Annotated in this window: 14 protein-coding genes; 2 read left to right on the forward strand and 12 right to left on the reverse strand. The window is 61.1% G+C overall.

Annotated features, from left to right (window positions below; translation table 11 throughout):
- Positions 1 to 3: 3 nt before the first annotated feature.
- Genes C8D82_RS00445 through C8D82_RS00460 form a run of 4 tightly spaced genes read right to left on the reverse strand, consistent with a single transcriptional unit; the run spans position 4 to position 6791 of the window.
- Positions 4 to 2367: a hypothetical protein gene (locus C8D82_RS00445; RefSeq protein WP_116882291.1), complete on the reverse strand. Its 2364-nt coding sequence runs from the start codon at positions 2365 to 2367 to the stop codon at positions 4 to 6.
- A gap of 2 nt (positions 2368 to 2369) precedes the next feature.
- On the reverse strand, positions 2370 to 3188 hold the full coding sequence (locus tag C8D82_RS21735) for a DUF1559 family PulG-like putative transporter (protein ID WP_116882292.1): 819 nt from the start codon (positions 3186 to 3188) through the stop codon (positions 2370 to 2372).
- Positions 3185 to 5776: a sodium:solute symporter family transporter gene (locus tag C8D82_RS00455; protein WP_165832730.1), complete on the reverse strand. Its 2592-nt coding sequence runs from the start codon at positions 5774 to 5776 to the stop codon at positions 3185 to 3187. The genes C8D82_RS21735 and C8D82_RS00455 overlap by 4 nt, the downstream gene beginning before the upstream one ends.
- 43 nt (positions 5777 to 5819) lie before the next feature.
- Positions 5820 to 6791, reverse strand: coding sequence for a LacI family DNA-binding transcriptional regulator (locus C8D82_RS00460; RefSeq protein WP_116882294.1), 972 nt, complete (start codon positions 6789 to 6791; stop codon positions 5820 to 5822).
- Between the two features lie 256 nt (positions 6792 to 7047).
- Between C8D82_RS00460 and C8D82_RS00465 the strand changes: the two genes are divergently transcribed.
- Both C8D82_RS00465 and truA read left to right on the forward strand, forming a co-directional pair.
- A complete protein-coding gene (locus tag C8D82_RS00465) occupies positions 7048 to 8133 on the forward strand; it encodes a coproporphyrinogen-III oxidase family protein (RefSeq protein WP_165832731.1) in 1086 nt (361 codons plus the stop codon).
- A complete protein-coding gene (gene truA, locus C8D82_RS00470) occupies positions 8130 to 8948 on the forward strand; it encodes a tRNA pseudouridine(38-40) synthase TruA (RefSeq protein WP_116882296.1) in 819 nt (272 codons plus the stop codon). Before C8D82_RS00465 ends, truA begins: the two co-directional genes overlap by 4 nt.
- On the opposite strand, the gene C8D82_RS00475 is transcribed toward truA, so the two are convergent.
- From C8D82_RS00475 to epsC, 8 genes are all read right to left on the reverse strand, one after another.
- Positions 8942 to 10360, reverse strand: coding sequence for a hypothetical protein (locus C8D82_RS00475; protein WP_116882297.1), 1419 nt, complete (start codon positions 10358 to 10360; stop codon positions 8942 to 8944). The genes truA and C8D82_RS00475 overlap by 7 nt on opposite strands.
- Positions 10357 to 10968 (reverse strand): Holliday junction branch migration protein RuvA, encoded by a 612-nt coding sequence (gene ruvA / locus C8D82_RS00480; RefSeq protein ID WP_116882298.1) that lies wholly within the window; start codon positions 10966 to 10968, stop codon positions 10357 to 10359. The genes C8D82_RS00475 and ruvA overlap by 4 nt, the downstream gene beginning before the upstream one ends.
- Positions 10965 to 11846, reverse strand: a complete 882-nt coding sequence (gene nadC, locus C8D82_RS00485) for a carboxylating nicotinate-nucleotide diphosphorylase (protein WP_116882299.1) — start codon at positions 11844 to 11846, stop codon at positions 10965 to 10967. The genes ruvA and nadC overlap by 4 nt, the downstream gene beginning before the upstream one ends.
- Positions 11847 to 11865: 19 nt before the next feature.
- Positions 11866 to 12351: a PTS sugar transporter subunit IIA gene (locus tag C8D82_RS00490; RefSeq protein ID WP_116882300.1), complete on the reverse strand. Its 486-nt coding sequence runs from the start codon at positions 12349 to 12351 to the stop codon at positions 11866 to 11868.
- A gap of 153 nt (positions 12352 to 12504) precedes the next feature.
- Positions 12505 to 13377 carry an SGNH/GDSL hydrolase family protein gene (locus C8D82_RS00495; RefSeq protein ID WP_116882301.1) on the reverse strand — a complete coding sequence of 291 codons (873 nt, stop codon included), beginning with the start codon at positions 13375 to 13377 and terminating at the stop codon, positions 12505 to 12507.
- Between the two features lie 68 nt (positions 13378 to 13445).
- Positions 13446 to 14369: a ketopantoate reductase family protein gene (locus C8D82_RS00500; RefSeq protein ID WP_165832732.1), complete on the reverse strand. Its 924-nt coding sequence runs from the start codon at positions 14367 to 14369 to the stop codon at positions 13446 to 13448.
- A 37-nt stretch (positions 14370 to 14406) separates the two neighbouring features.
- Complete coding sequence (locus C8D82_RS00505) at positions 14407 to 15087, reverse strand: YggS family pyridoxal phosphate-dependent enzyme (protein WP_116882303.1); 681 nt, start codon at positions 15085 to 15087, stop codon at positions 14407 to 14409.
- Positions 15084 to 16034: a serine O-acetyltransferase EpsC gene (epsC, locus tag C8D82_RS00510; RefSeq protein ID WP_116882304.1), complete on the reverse strand. Its 951-nt coding sequence runs from the start codon at positions 16032 to 16034 to the stop codon at positions 15084 to 15086. Before epsC ends, C8D82_RS00505 begins: the two co-directional genes overlap by 4 nt.
- Positions 16035 to 16036 lie beyond the last annotated feature (2 nt).

Below are 16036 nucleotides of genomic sequence, written 5' to 3' on the forward strand. Positions count from 1 at the left end.
TCTCTACCTCCGTTTTACTTCGGCACCGCGGCCGGTGATGGTTGCCTGAACTTTCCTGCCGGAACCGGGAGTTTCAAACTCCACTTTGACCGTGCCGTCCGCCGCCGCATCGAACCGGGCGGCACGGGCGGTCCGCGCCGGATCGTCCTCCGGCAGCAGCGGAAAAACCAGCTGCGCCATCGTGACCGGGGCGGAAGTGGTTTTCCGCCTGGAATAGGCGGTGAAGAAGGAGTTGTACCTTTTCCCGCCGATCTTGTAAGCGTGCATATAACCCGGCGTGAACTCCTCCACGCCGCACTCCGTCCCGATGGGACGGTAAAACTTCACCAGCGTGCGCCGCTCCGGGCGGTCGACGCCGTCCACCTGCGGGAACCTCCCGTCGGACTCCGCCGCGAACCAGTCGTCCCCCTGCTCCGCTTTCGTATAGAGCTGCCAGAGCTGCCCGACCGTCCGCCCCGCGAACCGGGGAGCGGGCGTGAAACGGTCGACCACCGCCAGCACCCCTTCCTCCGTCAGCAGCATCCGGCGCTCCAGCCGGTTGCCCGGCCCCATGTAGTCGCGGAACACCACCCGGCCCCACGCATCGGAGCCGAGCTGCCTTACCTCGGCGGAGTCGACTTCGCACTCCAGCGCCGCATTGCCGAAATCCATCCAGCGCCGGCACCAGCCGCGCAGATTGCAGTACGGCAGCGGACCGTCGTATTTGTAATCGAAGCGTACAAGGTCGTACTCCTTTTCCTTGACCGTCCTATTGCGGAACTCCGGCGGCAGGTCGCGGTTGACCACCTGCCCGTTGAAGATATTCCAGCCGACCCGCTGGGCATGAACGCCCTCGGTGCGGTCGTCGACGGTTTCGATGGAAATTTTCGGCAGGTTCCGGGTGTAGCGCGTCCAGAGGCCGGGCGACTCGAAGCCGTCGATCAACAGCGTTCCTCCGGTCCCTTCCAGCCGCAGGTTGTCGAAGGTGATGCTTTTCAGCGTCGGCTGGCGGAAGGTGCGGAAATCCAGCCGGTTGGTCAACCGGTACTCCCCTGCCCTTTCCGCCGGCTGCAGCCGGTTGACCGGAATGGTCATCGTATTCCAGACGCCCGGTTTCGGATGGCCGGGAAAACGGTCGAACGCCTCCTCCAGCCACACCACATTCGCGTGGTTTCCACTGGTGGTGCCGCGCCGCCCGAGGTTGTGGAACAGCGCCGTGCCGCCCGCCTCGAAGTAGGCAATCGAAGGCCGGTGGAATTCATGCGCGTGACTTCCCCGCGCATAGAGGTCGAGCATGATCATCGCGTCGCCCGGCTGCGAACCGGTGCGCAGAATCAGCTTATCCGGCACAGTCGGCCTGCCGTTCCCGCCGTATCCGGCGCGGTACTGCACCTGCGACAGGGCCGGAGCGGCGGGCTTCGCCGCGGAATGGTACGTGTCGAGTTCCATCAGCGGCAGCGCGCGGAAAATCAGGTCGTCGTCCGGCTTGCCGTTGTCGCGCTGCATGATCCGCCGGGCCTCGGCCGCGAACGACGGATCGTCGAACAGCCGCGCTCCGGCCTCCATCATCAGCACCACATCCAGCGGCAGCAGTTCGTGCTTGAAATAGCTGTCCCCGATCTCCGGGAAGATCACCGCCGGGCCGGCGAAATCACGCCAGCGGCTGAACTGGTTGCGGAACCCGGCATTTTTCCGCAATTCCTGCGTCCTGCCTTCGAGCGCCAGCAGTTCAAGGAAGAACGCGGTACCGAGAGGCGCGTAGTTGGTCGCATTTTCATTCAGGTCGCCGTTGGCGAGGATGCGGTCGGCAAACTCCTTCGCCAGTTCCCGGATCTCCCGGACCGGCAATCCCTTTTCCGTAGCAAACACGATCGCCAGCGCATCGGCGGCGACCATCTCCGCCTGATGGATATTGTGATCCCACAGTTCTTCGGCAAAGAGCCTGCCGTCTTTGTTGCGTCCGTAATAGTGATTCAGATAAGCGCGGGCCAGTTCCAGCGTCCGCGCCCGCCTTTCGCCGGTCAGCAGCCCGTCCCGGTCCAGCCGCCACGTCAGAAGCGCCCACGGCCGGGTCAGGTGGAAATCCGAACCGCGCCCGGTGACCGGCTTCATCGCCGGAAACCGGTCGTACATCTCCACGCCGAGCTTCACGAACTCCGGCTCCGCCGCCGCTTTTCCATAACGGTAACAAAGCTCCGCCTGCGTGATCATCGAAGTCGCGTTGAAACGCGGATCGGCCCGGTTCGGCCGTTTCGGCTGCGGTTTGCACAATGTCTCCGCCGTCATCCGGGCGCGTTTCGCAAAAAGCGGCAGATAATCATGCTTTGAGCTTTCGATCGCGCCGAGCGAAAGAGCGGCGCACAACACCGGTAATATCCACTGTTTCATAATCAGTCTCCGCTGCGCGCCGTCCAGCGGCCGATGCCGCCGTTGCGCGGGAAGTTGGCATCCTGTTTGGCCAGCCGGTCGGCCGGTTCCGCGGCGGAAAGCATCTGCACGTGTCCGTCCGCCATCACGAACGGCTGCGGCGCCCAGAGCTTTTTGTCGTTATGGCGGCCGGTGTACATCACGAAACCGTAGGTCGCATCATCCCGGTCGCGCCAGATGTTGTAGTTGCGTCCGCCCGAACTCAGGTTCGGATAAAGGTGAAAGGCGACGTTCGCGACAATCGCATCGGCGTACATCCAGGTATCCCCGGCCACGCGCGACATCTTCTGCCCGAACTTCAGCCCGAACATATTGTCGCGCATCGCGTCGGACTTCCCCTGCCAATCCTTCACATCCTTGTACAGAACATTCGGACTGTAGGAAAGCGTACCGTAAACCTTGTTGCCGTCCCCGGCGACAAACGCATTCCGGTAATTCCGCTTGATGTTGTTGTCCCCCGGACAAGCCCAGACTTTAGGGCTGACCAGATGCCTGGTATCGTACAATGCCCTCACGTAGGTGATATGAGCGGTATCTCTGGCGGTATTCGTATCATGTCCGTCATTCCATGAAGCACATCCGGCGCACAGCGGCGGCAGATAGTCGAAGTCGTTGGTGTAGGCGACGGTCGCCAGCCCGATCTGTTTCAGATTGCTGATGCAGCTGGCCAGCTGCGCCCGCTCCCGCGCCTTGTTCAAAGCCGGCAGCAGCATCCCAGCCAGAATGGCGATGATGGCAACTACGACCAGCAGCTCGATTAAGGTAAAACTTCGCTTCTTCATGCTTCGGTTCCTCCCTGTTCAGTAGGTGTGAAAACGGTTAGTCCGGTAAGATCTTTGCGGCTTCCGCCGGTGAGTACGCTGACCAGATAGCCGACCGCAAAGGCGGCGATCAATGCGAGCGCCGGATAGTACACAAACGAGATATCGGTGTATTCCTGAATGAAGTACACCACCGCCATCGACACGATCCAGCCGGCGATCACCCCGGCGGTGTTCCCCCGCTTCGTCAGCATCCCCAGCATGAAAATGCTCGGAAAACCGCCGATCAGCAGCGCCGTGACCTTGGAGAAGGAAACCCACAGCGAACCGGCGTCGAAGGTCGCGAACACCACCGCCGCCAGCGTGCCGAGCGCCCCGGCGAGGAAGGTGAAAAAGCGGCTGAAAAAGAGCAATGCCTTTTCGGAACACTCCGGCTTCCACACCTTCAGAAAGTCGGTGACCAGCACCGCGCCGACCGAATTCATCCCGGCGTCGATCGTGGACATCGACGCGGCGACGATGCCGATGATCAGCAATCCGCGGATTCCGGCGGGCAGGCTCTCCACGATGAACTGCGGGAACGCCGAATCCGGCGCCAGCGTCGGATCGAACAATCCGGGATTCTGGTAGAAGAATACGAACAGTCCGACTCCGATGATCCACATCGCCGACTGCACCGGCAGCGCGAGCAGGAAGTTCCAGACCGTCACCTGTTTGGCCTCGCGCACATCCTTCACCGCCATCACCCGCTGGATGAAGCCCTGGTCGGACATCCCGTTGAACATGGTCAGGGGAGTTGTCAGCAGACAGAGCCACACCGTCGGCATCGTCCAGTCCCATGAGAAGTCGTACATCGTCCATTTGTCGTACTTCGCGGCCACGTCGATGAAGCCGGAAATTCCCCCGTCCGCGCCGCAGACCATCAGCACCATGCACAGAAGCGCGCCGCCGGTCATGATGATGAACTGGAATACGTCGCACCACGCGACCGAGTTGATCCCGCCGATCACCGTGTACAGCGTCGCGATCGCACCGGTCAGGATGATGCAGATGTAGACGTTCAAGCCGGTCACCGCCGCGATCGCCATTGCGGGCAGCAGCGTCACCACCCCGAGCCGGATGAACACCAGCGAAATCACGAACAGCGCCGATGCGAACTGCCGGATGCCCCGCGCGAACCGCGCGTCGAGATATTCGTAGCAGCTGACGATATTGAGCTTGCGCACCAGCGGAATGATGAAAACCGCGCTGAGCACCGCCGGGATGATTCCCCAGAACAGCATTCCCCAGTACAGCAGATTGCTCTGGTAAGCCATCGCGGGCAGCGCCATCATCGTGATGCCGCTGGCTCCGGCGGCCTGCGCGCTGATCGCGGCGACCCACATCGGCATCTTATGGCCGCCGACGAAGTAATCGGAGCTGTCCTTCCCCTTCCGGGCGAAATGCAAACCGATCCAGACCAGCAGCGCCAGATAAGCGCCGATCAACGAATAATCCACCCAGTTCAGGCTGCTCTTTTCAACCCGGTAGCCGGAAAAACGCACCAGCGGTTCCCCGGCCTGCCCCGTTCCGAAAAACAGCACGCCCGGCTCGCTGATGTTTCGTCCCCCCGCCCCGGTCAGCACCCGGGCGAATTCGGCGGCGCACTCCGCCATCGCCGCCTCCGGCGGCAGCGGCACTTCAAAGAAGCGGTCGGTCACATTGCTGTAAACCAGCATCGTATCCCGCACCGGAGCGGGAGCGAACAGCGCGGCGAAGGAATCCGCGGACGGCGTGCTCCGCAGTCCGGCAAAGCCGTAGTGGGTCACACCGAGCCGGAAGCCGCAGGAACCGCCGAGCGGCGCCGGAGCGGGCGCACACTCCCGCCACCCCGCATCCTTCCAGCCGCCGGTTTTCAGGCGCCAGATCGAGCTTGAAGCGGTCAGAGTGCCGTCCGGGTTGGCCGTCCAGCCGCCGAACAGGGTCAGCAGCCCGTTCTGGCTGCTCAGGAAAGGCAGGATGCGCCCCTGACCGGACTCGGGCGCTCCCTCATCCGCCTCCCAGCGCGCTTGCGGCAGGGCCGGATCGTACACATAGATTTTCCGGTTGACCCGCAATGGTTTGAGAGAAGTCACGCCGCCCGCCAGATAATATCTGCCTTCAAATTTCGCCATTCCCGCCGCCGCGATCCCCTCCGGCAGCTCCGGCAGCGGCTCCGACTTCAGGATATCCCCCTGCGGGTGAAGCAGCTGCGCTTTGCGGCTCAACGCGCCGTCCGGCTCCAGCCCGCCCGCCATCACGATCGCGGAACCGGTCCCGGCAAAAGCCGCCAGCGGCCGGATTCGGACTGTGCTTTTCAGCGGACGGCGCTCCTGTGCGTTGCGGGAAATCTCCAGGATCGTTTCCGAACCGGGAGCGGAAGCGAGCTTCCCCGCCTCCGGCTGCGCCGCAAAACCGCCCAGCCGGATCACCCGGCCATCGAACGCAACCGCACTCGAACCGATCCCGGCCGCCGGAACCGGGTGCGTACCGTGGGTGACGACCGTCATGCGCCCGGCTTCCGCCGCCGGAACCGGCAGCATCGTCAGCAGAGCGGCCAGCAATCCCCAATACTTCATTTGCAACTTCATGATGATTCCTGCGATTTCAACAGACATAAGGCAAATTTGCCGGTTATTTCCGGAACAGCCGGGGCAGCAGCACGAGCTGGCAATTCTCCACCGGAATACTCCCGCTTGAAAGCAGAATCCCCTGCCGGATCAACTCCGGGCCGCGCATATCCAGATAGTGAAATCCGGGTGTCTGCATCGCCGCCGGGCTGTACTCCGTGACGAAACACTCGTAATCCCGCCCGAGCCGCAGCGTTTCGCAGGGGATCCGCTTCATCACATCCTGCTCGAAACTGCTTTTCCGGAAGCCGACGACGGCGGTTTTGCCGCCTCCCTTTGCCAGCTCCGCGCGCAGCTCATCCGCCATCGATTCGCGCTGACCGGCCAGCTGCCGGCACGGCACCTGCCGCGACGCCGCCAGAAAACTCAGATAGGAGACTTCCTCCCGCTGAAGCGAGGAAGAAACCGTCTCCTTTTCCACATCGAGGATCAGGAGTTCCCGGCAGCCGCTCCGCAGCGCCGCATCCATCAGCAGCTGCACTCCCATCACGGCATTCGGCAACACCTGAATCCCGATGTCGGTGTTGTTCTCGAAACCGTAGAGGATGATGTTGCGGGTGTTGCGCAGCTGGGAGCACTTCTGCAACTGGTCCGAACAGTACGACTTGATGAAAAACACATCGATATCCATCGTGGAAATCGATTCCGGCAACCCGCCGTCCTCCGACAGGCGCGACACCTGCAATGAAGCGTTGTACTGCTGGGCATACTGTTCAAGCACCTCGATCGTGCTCAGGTCCAGATCGGTATAGGAATAGGAACGGAAGGTGTACGGCAGCAGGAAGCACCAGTTCAGCCTTTTCCCTCTGGCGCGCCGCCTGACCGGCTGATAATCGAGCTCTCTGGCGATTTTCCGAATCCGGGCCGTCGTTTCCGGCGAAATCGCAGGGCTGTTGTTCAGCGCCAGGGAAACGGCCCCCTTGGAAACCCCAGCCTGCTGCGCCACATCCATGATGGTAATCCGGCTCTTGATCATAAATCCCCCTGTGGTTGTCCGTATATTTTCTTTCTGCCTATAATTATGAAACAGAATCATTCGAATGTCAATAGTGTTTATGAATATTTTTAAATTATTTTAGCAATCAAGTTTAGCTTAGTTTAGTTAAACTGTTTAGAAATTTTATTTTTTCCACCGATAAATGCCGAAATCGGATGTGTTTTCCTGTAAAAGCGCCGAAGGAGATGCTATATTAGCCGCGAGCCGTCATTTTCCAAGATACCGGATGCTTTTGATGAACTACTATTTTCACATTCCGTTCTGCCGCAGCAAATGCGGTTACTGCGCGTTCTATTCGGAGCCGTCGCCGGACCCCGGCATGTTCGACGCCTATCTGGATAAACTCGAACGGGAACTGGATGCCGCCCCCCTCCCCCCGCCCGACACTGTCTATCTCGGCGGCGGCACCCCGACCCTTTTCGATCCGGCCCGGCTGGAACGGCTCTTTTGCCTGATCCGGCAGAAACTGGCCCCGGAAGCCGGAACCGAAATTTCCATCGAAGCCAACCCGGAAACCGTCGACCGCGAAAAAATCCGGCTGATCCGCAGCTTCGCGAACCGGATCAGCCTCGGCGTGCAGTCGTTTTCCGCCGAACACCGCCGCACGCTCGGACGCGACTGCACGCAGCAGGCGCTCCATCACGCGATCGACCTGATCCGCGACGCGGAGTTCCCGCAGTGGAACATCGACCTGATCTACGCGATTCCCGGAGCAACGCGCCGGGACTTCTTCAACGACCTCGCCACCGCCGCGCGCGCAGGCGCTCCCCACATCTCCTGTTACAGCCTGACCCCGGAGGAAGGGGCGCGGCTCTGCGACCGGCTTCAGCCCGACGACGACGAGGCTGCCGCCCTCTGGGAAGAAATTCCGCAACAGCTCGCCCCGTGGGAGTTCCGCCGTTACGAGATCAGCAACTACGCCCTCCCCGGCCACGAATGCCGCCACAATGTGAACGTCTGGCGCGGCGGGTTGCTGCGCGGTTTCGGCCCGGCGGCGGCCTCCTTCGACGGCGCGCTCCGGTACGCGCAGGCCGCATCGCTGACGGAATGGCTCGCCGGAGCGCCGCCGGAGCTTGACGAAATTCCCGGCGCGGCCCGGCTCAATGAAATCTTCGCGGTCAATCTGCGCACCGCCTCCGGCTGGACGCCGCACCTTTGGAGCCGCGTTCCCGGCGCAGACGGCTGGGAGGCGCGGTTGCGGCTTGCCCGCAGCGCGGCGAAAGAAACTTCGCCGGAATTCTTTGACATTTCGCCCGGACGCATTACATTAAGCAGCTCGGGCCTGTTATTCTGGAACACCATTGCGGAAGTTTTACTATGAGCATCGAAGAGACCCCTTACGAACCGTATAAACGTTATCTGCTGGAAATCGCCTACGACGGCACCAATTACAGCGGCTGGCAGATCCAGCCCCACCGCGTCGCCGTGCAGCAGCGCGTGCAGGAGATCCTGACCAAAATGTACAACGGCCAGCCGATCCACCTGATCGGCAGCAGCCGCACCGACGCGGGAGTCCACGCCCAGCGGTTCGCGGCCAGCTACCTGACGCCGGTGAGGCCGGATATTCCGACGGATAAAATCCTGCGCGCGGTGAACCGCCAGTTGCCGGGCGACATCAAACTGCGTACCGTCCGGGAGGTTCCGCTGGAGTTCCACGCCCGCTACGACGCGCTCGGCAAGGCCTACACCTATGTGCTGAACCTCGGCGATCCCTCGCCTTTCACCGACCGCTACACCTGGCGGCCGATCCACCGCATGGATGTGGAGAAAATCCGCGCCGCCTCGCAGGTGCTGACCGGCACGCACGACTATTCGAGCTTCGTGGTGGAGCGCAGCCTGATCGACGAAGCCGTCCGCACCATCTACCGGATCGACGTGCAGGAGTTCGGCCAGTTCTGCTGCGTGACTTTCGTCGGCAACGGTTTCCTGTACAAGATGATCCGCTGCCTGATGGGGACGCTTGAGGCCGCCGGGGCGGGCAAACTTTCACCGGAGGCGGTCAGGCGGATTCTCGAAGCGTGCGACCGCACCGTAGCGCCCGAAACCGCGCCTCCCAACGGGCTTTTCCTGATGAAGGTGTTCTACACGCCGGAGGAGCGGGCCGGATTCAAGCTCGAAAACGTGCCGTTCTACTGACCGTTCCGCGGCATCCGTTCCAGCACCTGCCGAATCAGATCGGGACGCTTCCGGTTGAAGGCGGAGTGGTACAGAAAACGCCAGCTGTCTTCCGCTCCGTAATAGTTGAACAAAGCCCGGGTCAACGCCGAATCCGGGTTGTTCTCAAAGCTCCAATTGAATAGATTTCCCCAGAAAGTGCTTTGAATCCGGCACGTGAAGTGTCCCCGGGGCGACCGGGGGCCTTCATACGCCACGCAGAACGGCACATAGCTTCCAACCACCGCCGTCACTACTCCGACTGCTGCCAATATCCCGGCCAGCGTAAGCCGCCCTCCGTTTTGCGGCGCGGCCAACACCCAGCGCCCGGCCCAGTACCACAGCACCGGGATCACCGGGATCAGATAACGGAAACCGTATGCGCCGCCGCCGTATTCCACGGTAATCAGCAAATAAAGCAACATCAGCACTGCCGAAGCGCCCAGCATCACCCGATCCGCAATCCGGCTCTTCTTCCACAAGGTGAACACGGCGGGAAAAACCAGCAGCAGGAACGGCTGATAACTGAAAAGCCCCCGGGGGCCGATCAAACAGTCCGCCAGATATCTGCCGAGATTTTCATGGGCGGCCAAACTGTAGGTGCCGGCAGTTCCGGCCACATAAAGCGGCACCACCGTGCCGTAGGCAATGAAATTCAGCAGCAGCAATCCGGCCTCGACCGCCATTCCGGCCGCCACGCAGCAGCCGGTCAGTTTCCACCGCGTTTCCGCCGGGGCAGTCAGGAAAACCCCGGCGACGGCGGCGACTGCAAACACCGCACCGGCCGGCAGGTCGCAGGCGGCGACTCCTCCGGCCGCCAATCCGGCCATGACGGCCGGTACACGGGAGGGGACGCGCCGGAATTTCTCCAGCACGATATACAGTCCGAGCACACCCAGCGCGGCAGGCGTGTGGTTGTTCAGGGTAACCGAATAGCTCAGCAGCCAGGTTCCGAGCGAAACGCCCAGCGCCAGAAAAAACTTCAGATACGGACTTCCCCGGCGCACCCGGCAGAACATCCGAAACATCCACACGAAAATCAGGATGTTGACCGTCCCAGAAAACAGCAGGTTCACCAGATAGACGGAGAGGTAATAATGATCGGTGAAATTCAATCCGAACAGCCGGTGCGGAATTTTATAAAACATTCCCAGCGTCCAGCCGAGCGGCAGGGGCTTGTCAGAGTAAACATGGCCGTCCCGTACAATCCGGTCCACCGATTTGAACACGGTGTTCTCGATGTGAAACACATTCTGCTCCCCCACCGCCTGCACCACGGAAAAACGGGCGGCTTCCAGACCGATCAGCGTCACATCGGCTTTGGAATAAACAAGGGCAAAGACCGCCAGAATGGCGATCCCTGCCCACATCAGCTTTTTGCGCAGCTTTTTCATCCGAAATTCAGTTTGATGATCCCCTGCCGCAGCAGCTTGTCGGTGGTGTGTTCCGACTTCGGCAGCTCGGCCAGCAAAGTTTTCAGCACCTTGTCGATCGCATCGCGCTTGAAGCCGAGCTGCTCCAGCGCCAGCGCCGCTTCCGCCGCAGCCGTCAGTTCGCCGCCCTGCTCCGCATCCGGTACAAAAACGCTGCCGCCGGCCACCGAACCGAGTTTGTCACGCAGTTCGACCACCATCCGTTCGGCGGTCCGCTTGCCGACACCGCTGATCCGCGACAGCGACTTGATGTCCCCGGAGGCGATCGCCGAGCAGAAGCCGGAGACCGGCATCGAACTCAGTACGCTCAACGCGATCTTTCCGCCGATCCCGCTGACGTTGATCAACTGCTGGAAGAGCTTTTTCTCCTCCGGCGTCGCAAAGCCGAAGAGCGTGATCGCGTCCTCGCGCACCTGCGTGAAGATGTGCAGCTCGACCTTGTTGCCGGGCTGCGGCAGCTTGTCGAACGTCGACAGCGGGATCAATGCTTCATATCCGACTCCGCCCACGTCGATGATGCAGCCGGAGAAACTGCTCTCGGCCAGGATGCCGGTCAGCCGGGCGATCATTTTTCCACCCGGATGTCCAGTGAAATATCCGCCGACTTCACCGAATGGGTCAATGCGCCGGAGGAGACGAAATCCACGCCGATCTTTCCGATGCGCGGCAGTCGTTCCAGCGTGATGCCGCCGGAGGCCTCCAGCTTCGCGCGCCCGGCGACCAGCTTCACCGCCTCAGCCATCATCTCGTCGGACATATTGTCAAGCATGATGTATTCGGCGCCGGTTCCGGCGGCCTCTTTCACTTCCTCAAGCGAATCGGCCTCCACTTCAATCTCCAGCCCCGGATACATCTTCCGGGCGCGTTCGACCGAGCGGGCGATGCCGCCGGGGCCTTCCATCGCGGCCATTTCGCGGTGATTGTCCTTGATCATCACCCGGTCGAACAGTCCGACGCGGTGGTTGGTGGCGCCGCCGACCGCAACCGCGTATTTCTCCAGATTCCGGTAGCCGGGAGTGGTCTTGCGCGTGTCGAGCACCACGGTTTTGAAGCCGGCCAGCGCCTTCGCGTACTTCGCGGAAGTGGTCGCCACGCCGCAGAGCCGCTGCAGAAAATTCAACGCCGTCCGCTCCGCGATCAGGATGCCGCGGGCGGGGCCTTTGATCTCCGCGAAAACCTCTCCGACCCCGCAACTGTCGCCGTCATGTTTCAAAGCGGTGAATTCCAGCCTCGGTTCCACCTTTTTGAACACCCGTTCGGCCACGCCGAGCCCGGCGATCACCATGTCCGGCTCCTTGCAAAGCAAGACGGCGCGGGCGACGGCCTCCTCCGGCACCACGGAATTGGTGGTCACATCGCCGGTGGTGTCGAGGTCTTCCTGCAGCGCCAGATCGATCAGAAGGTCGACCCGCGCCCAGTCGATCGGCGGATAAGCGGAACTGTTCATACGATTCGTCTCCCTGTCATTATTTTTCAATCAGCTGAGCATAAAATTCGGCGGAACTGCTGCACGCGAACAAGCGCTCCCGGAAACAGTCGTCCTTCAGTTTCGAACTGAGCCTGGAAAGCAGCCGCAGATATTCGGCATGCTGGTCGCTCCGCGCCGCAATCAGCAGCACCAGCCGGACCGGCATGGAGTCGAGGCTCTCATAATCGTCGATCCCCCGCGGAACCAGCGCGGCGGCGACCGCCAGATCGGAGACCGACGCGAGCCGGACATGGGGAATCGCAATTCCCAGCCCGATTCCGGTGCTCATAAGTTTTTCACGTTCATAGACTCCGGCCGCCAGTTCCTCCCGGGAAGCGACCTCCGGCGAACCGGCCAGACAGTCGATCAGACGGTCCAGCACTTCGTGTTTACTGTGTACATCGAGCAGGAGGGCACGGTCGCCGGTCAGATATCCGGCCAGATTGCATTCGCCGCCCTCCACGGAAGAAACAGAATCAGCCATGAGTTGAAAAAACCTTAAAAAATTGCCTGCCTATATTCGGATTTCGAGTAATATATACCTCAACACCCGAAAAAACAAATGATCCCCCCTCAAAGCAAATGAAAAAAGCGGCGGTTCCCGCTACGGGGTCCCGCCGCCTCTTCGGAAAAGCGGTCAATTCGCGTCGATCGTACCGATATAATCGCGAACCACCTTGGTCACAATATCATCGAGCCGCTGCTTGTCCTTCGCGGCCTTGCGGCGCAATTTCATATATTCATTGACCGAAACCCTGACCTGCGTGCTGCCGATCGGCATCATGCGGGGACGTGCGAACCACTCGTCACGCAGTTTGGCCACCGCTTCCGGCGACACGCCGAACGCTTCGAGAATGCCCGACGCCATCATCACGTTGCCCATCGCATTCATATGCACGCCGTCGCCGGTGAGCCGGTTGCCCGGCAGCGGCCCCATCGCGCGCAGTTCCCGGAGCATCCGCGCATTCAGATCGGCAACCGGCAGATTGCGTTCCTTCGCCAGCTCCAGCAGGAAGTCGTTGTACGGCTTGAGCGCCACGTTCTTTTTGTCGCGGGAGTTTTCAGTGATCATGGTGGAGGTCAGCAGCATCACCTTGATACCGGCGGCCTGCGCCTTGTCCACGATTTCGGTGATGTTCTTTTTATAATCTTCAAGGCTGACGCCGTTCGGCTTTTTATAGAACTGGTGCCAGACGTCGTTGACGCCGCAGCTCAAAAGCATCCATTGCGGCTTTTTGGCGATCACGTCCTTTTCCAGCCGGGCGAGCATCTGCGTCGACTTGTGGCCGCTGACGCCGGCCGGAACCGCGCTGATATCCTTCAGTCCCTGCGCCTTGAGCCCTTCCATCACCAGATGGACGTAACCGCTCGTCTTATTGCCGTTGCCCTGCGCCGTGATCGAATCGCCGAGAAACGCGATTTTGTCGCCGTCTTTCACCAGCAGCTCCGAAGCCGCCAGCATGGAGCAGGCGAAAACCGCCGCCGCCATTACCGAGAATAATTTCATCATTCACTCCTTACTGTTATGAAATTACAGGATGGGGCAATATCCCCAACTCCGAAAATCAATCATTTTTCTCAGGACCGGTGGAGATTGACTGACTTCAGCAGTGCGTAACAGGCCTCCATCTTCGGCACGGGCACGTTGTTTTGATGCGCCAGACGGACGGCGTTGCCGAGGATCGCCTCGACTTCCAGTTCCCGGCCCGCTTCGAAATCCTGCAGCATGCTGGTTTTGTAGGCCGGAAATTCGCGGGTGTATTCCATCTGGCTGCGCGCATCCTTTTCCGACAGCGCCACTCCGCAGGCGTTCGCCACCGCAATCGTTTCGAGCATCAGCGACCAGCAGAGTTTCTCCAGTTCGGCGCGGTCGGTCATCGTGCGCGTGTCCACCCGCCCCGCCAGCACCGACACCGGATTGAACGGCAGATTCCACAACAACTTGTACCACCGCACGAACCGGATGTCTTCGCATAGTTCGCACTTCACGCCCCCTGCTCCGAATGCGGCGGCCAGCCGCTTCGCGCTCTCCGAAATCCCGGAAGGATAAACGCCTGTCTTCAGGTTGCCGCTGCCCTGATGCAGCACTTCGCCGCGCGCGGGGCGCGATACGCCGATATAGGCGATCGTGCTCAAAAGTTCGTTGTCCGGGAACGCCGCCCGCACCGTTTTCTCGATATCGATCCCGTTCTGGATCAATACGATCACCGTTTTCGGAGAGCGGATCACCGGCCGGAGCATACCGACCAGATCCAGTTCCGGCAGCACCTTGGTCGCCGCGATCACGTAATCAGGCGTCTCCTGATAATCCGCACTGTCCTTCAGCACGGCGGCCGGATGAAAGTCGAAATCCCCGGCGACACTCCGGATATGGTAACCGCGCTCCTTCACGACTTCATAATCGCCGCGCGCCACCACCGCCACCTTCGCGCCGCCCTGTGCGAGCCGGCCGCAGAAGTAAGTGCCGACTGCACCGGCACCGATCAAAAGAACATTCATCATCACCTCTCCTCCATTCCCGACATTCAAAACCGTCATCTTACCGCGCGCCGAAAATCAGGCTGCCGACGCGCACCAATGTGGAACCGTGCCGCGCCGCAATTTCGAAATCCCCGCTCATCCCCATCGACAGGATCGGAAGCTGACGGTTCAGCTTGCCCTCCAATTCGTCCCGCGTCAATTTCAGCAGCTCGAAAATCGCCGCGATCCTGAACGGTTCCGCATCAAAGGGAGCCATCGTCATGAATCCCTGAAAATCGACATTCGGCAATGACGCCGCCTGACGGGCGAACGCCTCCAGTTCCCCGACCGGCACGCCGGCCTTGCTCTCCTCCCCCGAAACATTCGCTTCAAGCAGCACAACCGGACGTCTGCCCTCCTCGCCCGCGATCCGGTCGATCCGCGTCAGCAGCTCCGGCGTATCCACGGAATGAATCACCCCGGCGAGCTGCACGACCTTGCGCACCTTGTTCGCCTGCAGCCGCCCGATGAAGTGCCATTCGATATCCGCCGGCAGCGCGGCGGCCTTCTCCGCCAGTTCCGGCGCGCGGCTCTCGCCGAACAGGCGCACGCCATGTTCATACAGCTCCCGGATCATCTCCGCCGGGAACGTTTTGCTGACCGCCAGCAGCCGTACCTCGTCGGCGGAACGCCCGTCCTCCGCAGCCGCGCGGGCCAGCCGGGCGGCAACCTCGTCGTAATGATGCGTCAGCTCACTCATTTGCGTCGTTCGTTTGCGAATTTCATATTGTGTTCCGGCGGCCGGGCGGTGATCTTGGTTCCGGCAGGCAGGCTTTCAGTCAGCCACACGTTGCCGCCGATCACCGAATTGTCGCCGATGGTGATGTCGCCGAGCACCGAAGCACCCGAATAAATCGTCACGTTGCTCCCGATCGTCGGATGCCGCTTGTTTCCCTTGATCAGCATTCCGCAGGCGTCCTTCGGGAAATTGCCCGCGCCGAGGGTGACCCCCTGGTAGATGCGGACGTTGTCGCCGATCACCGCGGTCTCCCCGACCACCACGCCGGTGCCGTGATCGATGAACACGCCCCGCCCGAGGTGGGCGCCGGGGTGGATGTCGATGCCGGTCTGGCTGTGGGCATATTCGGTCATCATGCGCGGTATCAACGGAATCCGTTCATGATAAAGCACATGAGCAAGACGCTGGATCATGATCGCCTTGATGCCGGGATAGCTCAGGATGATTTCGTCATAGGAGGTCGCCGCGGGATCGCCCGCGTAGGCGGCCTTCACGTCCTCCTTCATCACCTCCCGGATTTCCGGCAGCTTGGCGATCAGGCTGAACACGGCCCGGTTGGTCCGCTTCTGGCCGCCGCATCCCCGGCAGACCTCATTCTTGCAGCTGTAACGGATCGCCCGGCAGATCTGGTCGAACAGGTCCGAATAAATCTCCTTGAGCAATCCCGCCACATCCTGCGCGACGGCATCCTTCCGATATTGCTTGCGCCCGTCGAAGCCGGGGAAAATCACCTCCAGCAGCTTTTCGGTGATCGCGATCACCTCACTGCGGCGCGGCAGGTTGTCGCCGTCGAGGTGATTCACCCCGAAACCGTCCGAATAGGTTTCCCCGATCCGGCCGGCGAGTTCGGCCAGCCGCACCGAACTTGCCGCTTCTTCATCGCTGAAATCGTGTTTGAAATCATCCATAG

The organism is Victivallis vadensis (genome assembly GCF_003096415.1).
Lineage (GTDB): Bacteria > Verrucomicrobiota > Lentisphaeria > Victivallales > Victivallaceae > Victivallis > Victivallis vadensis.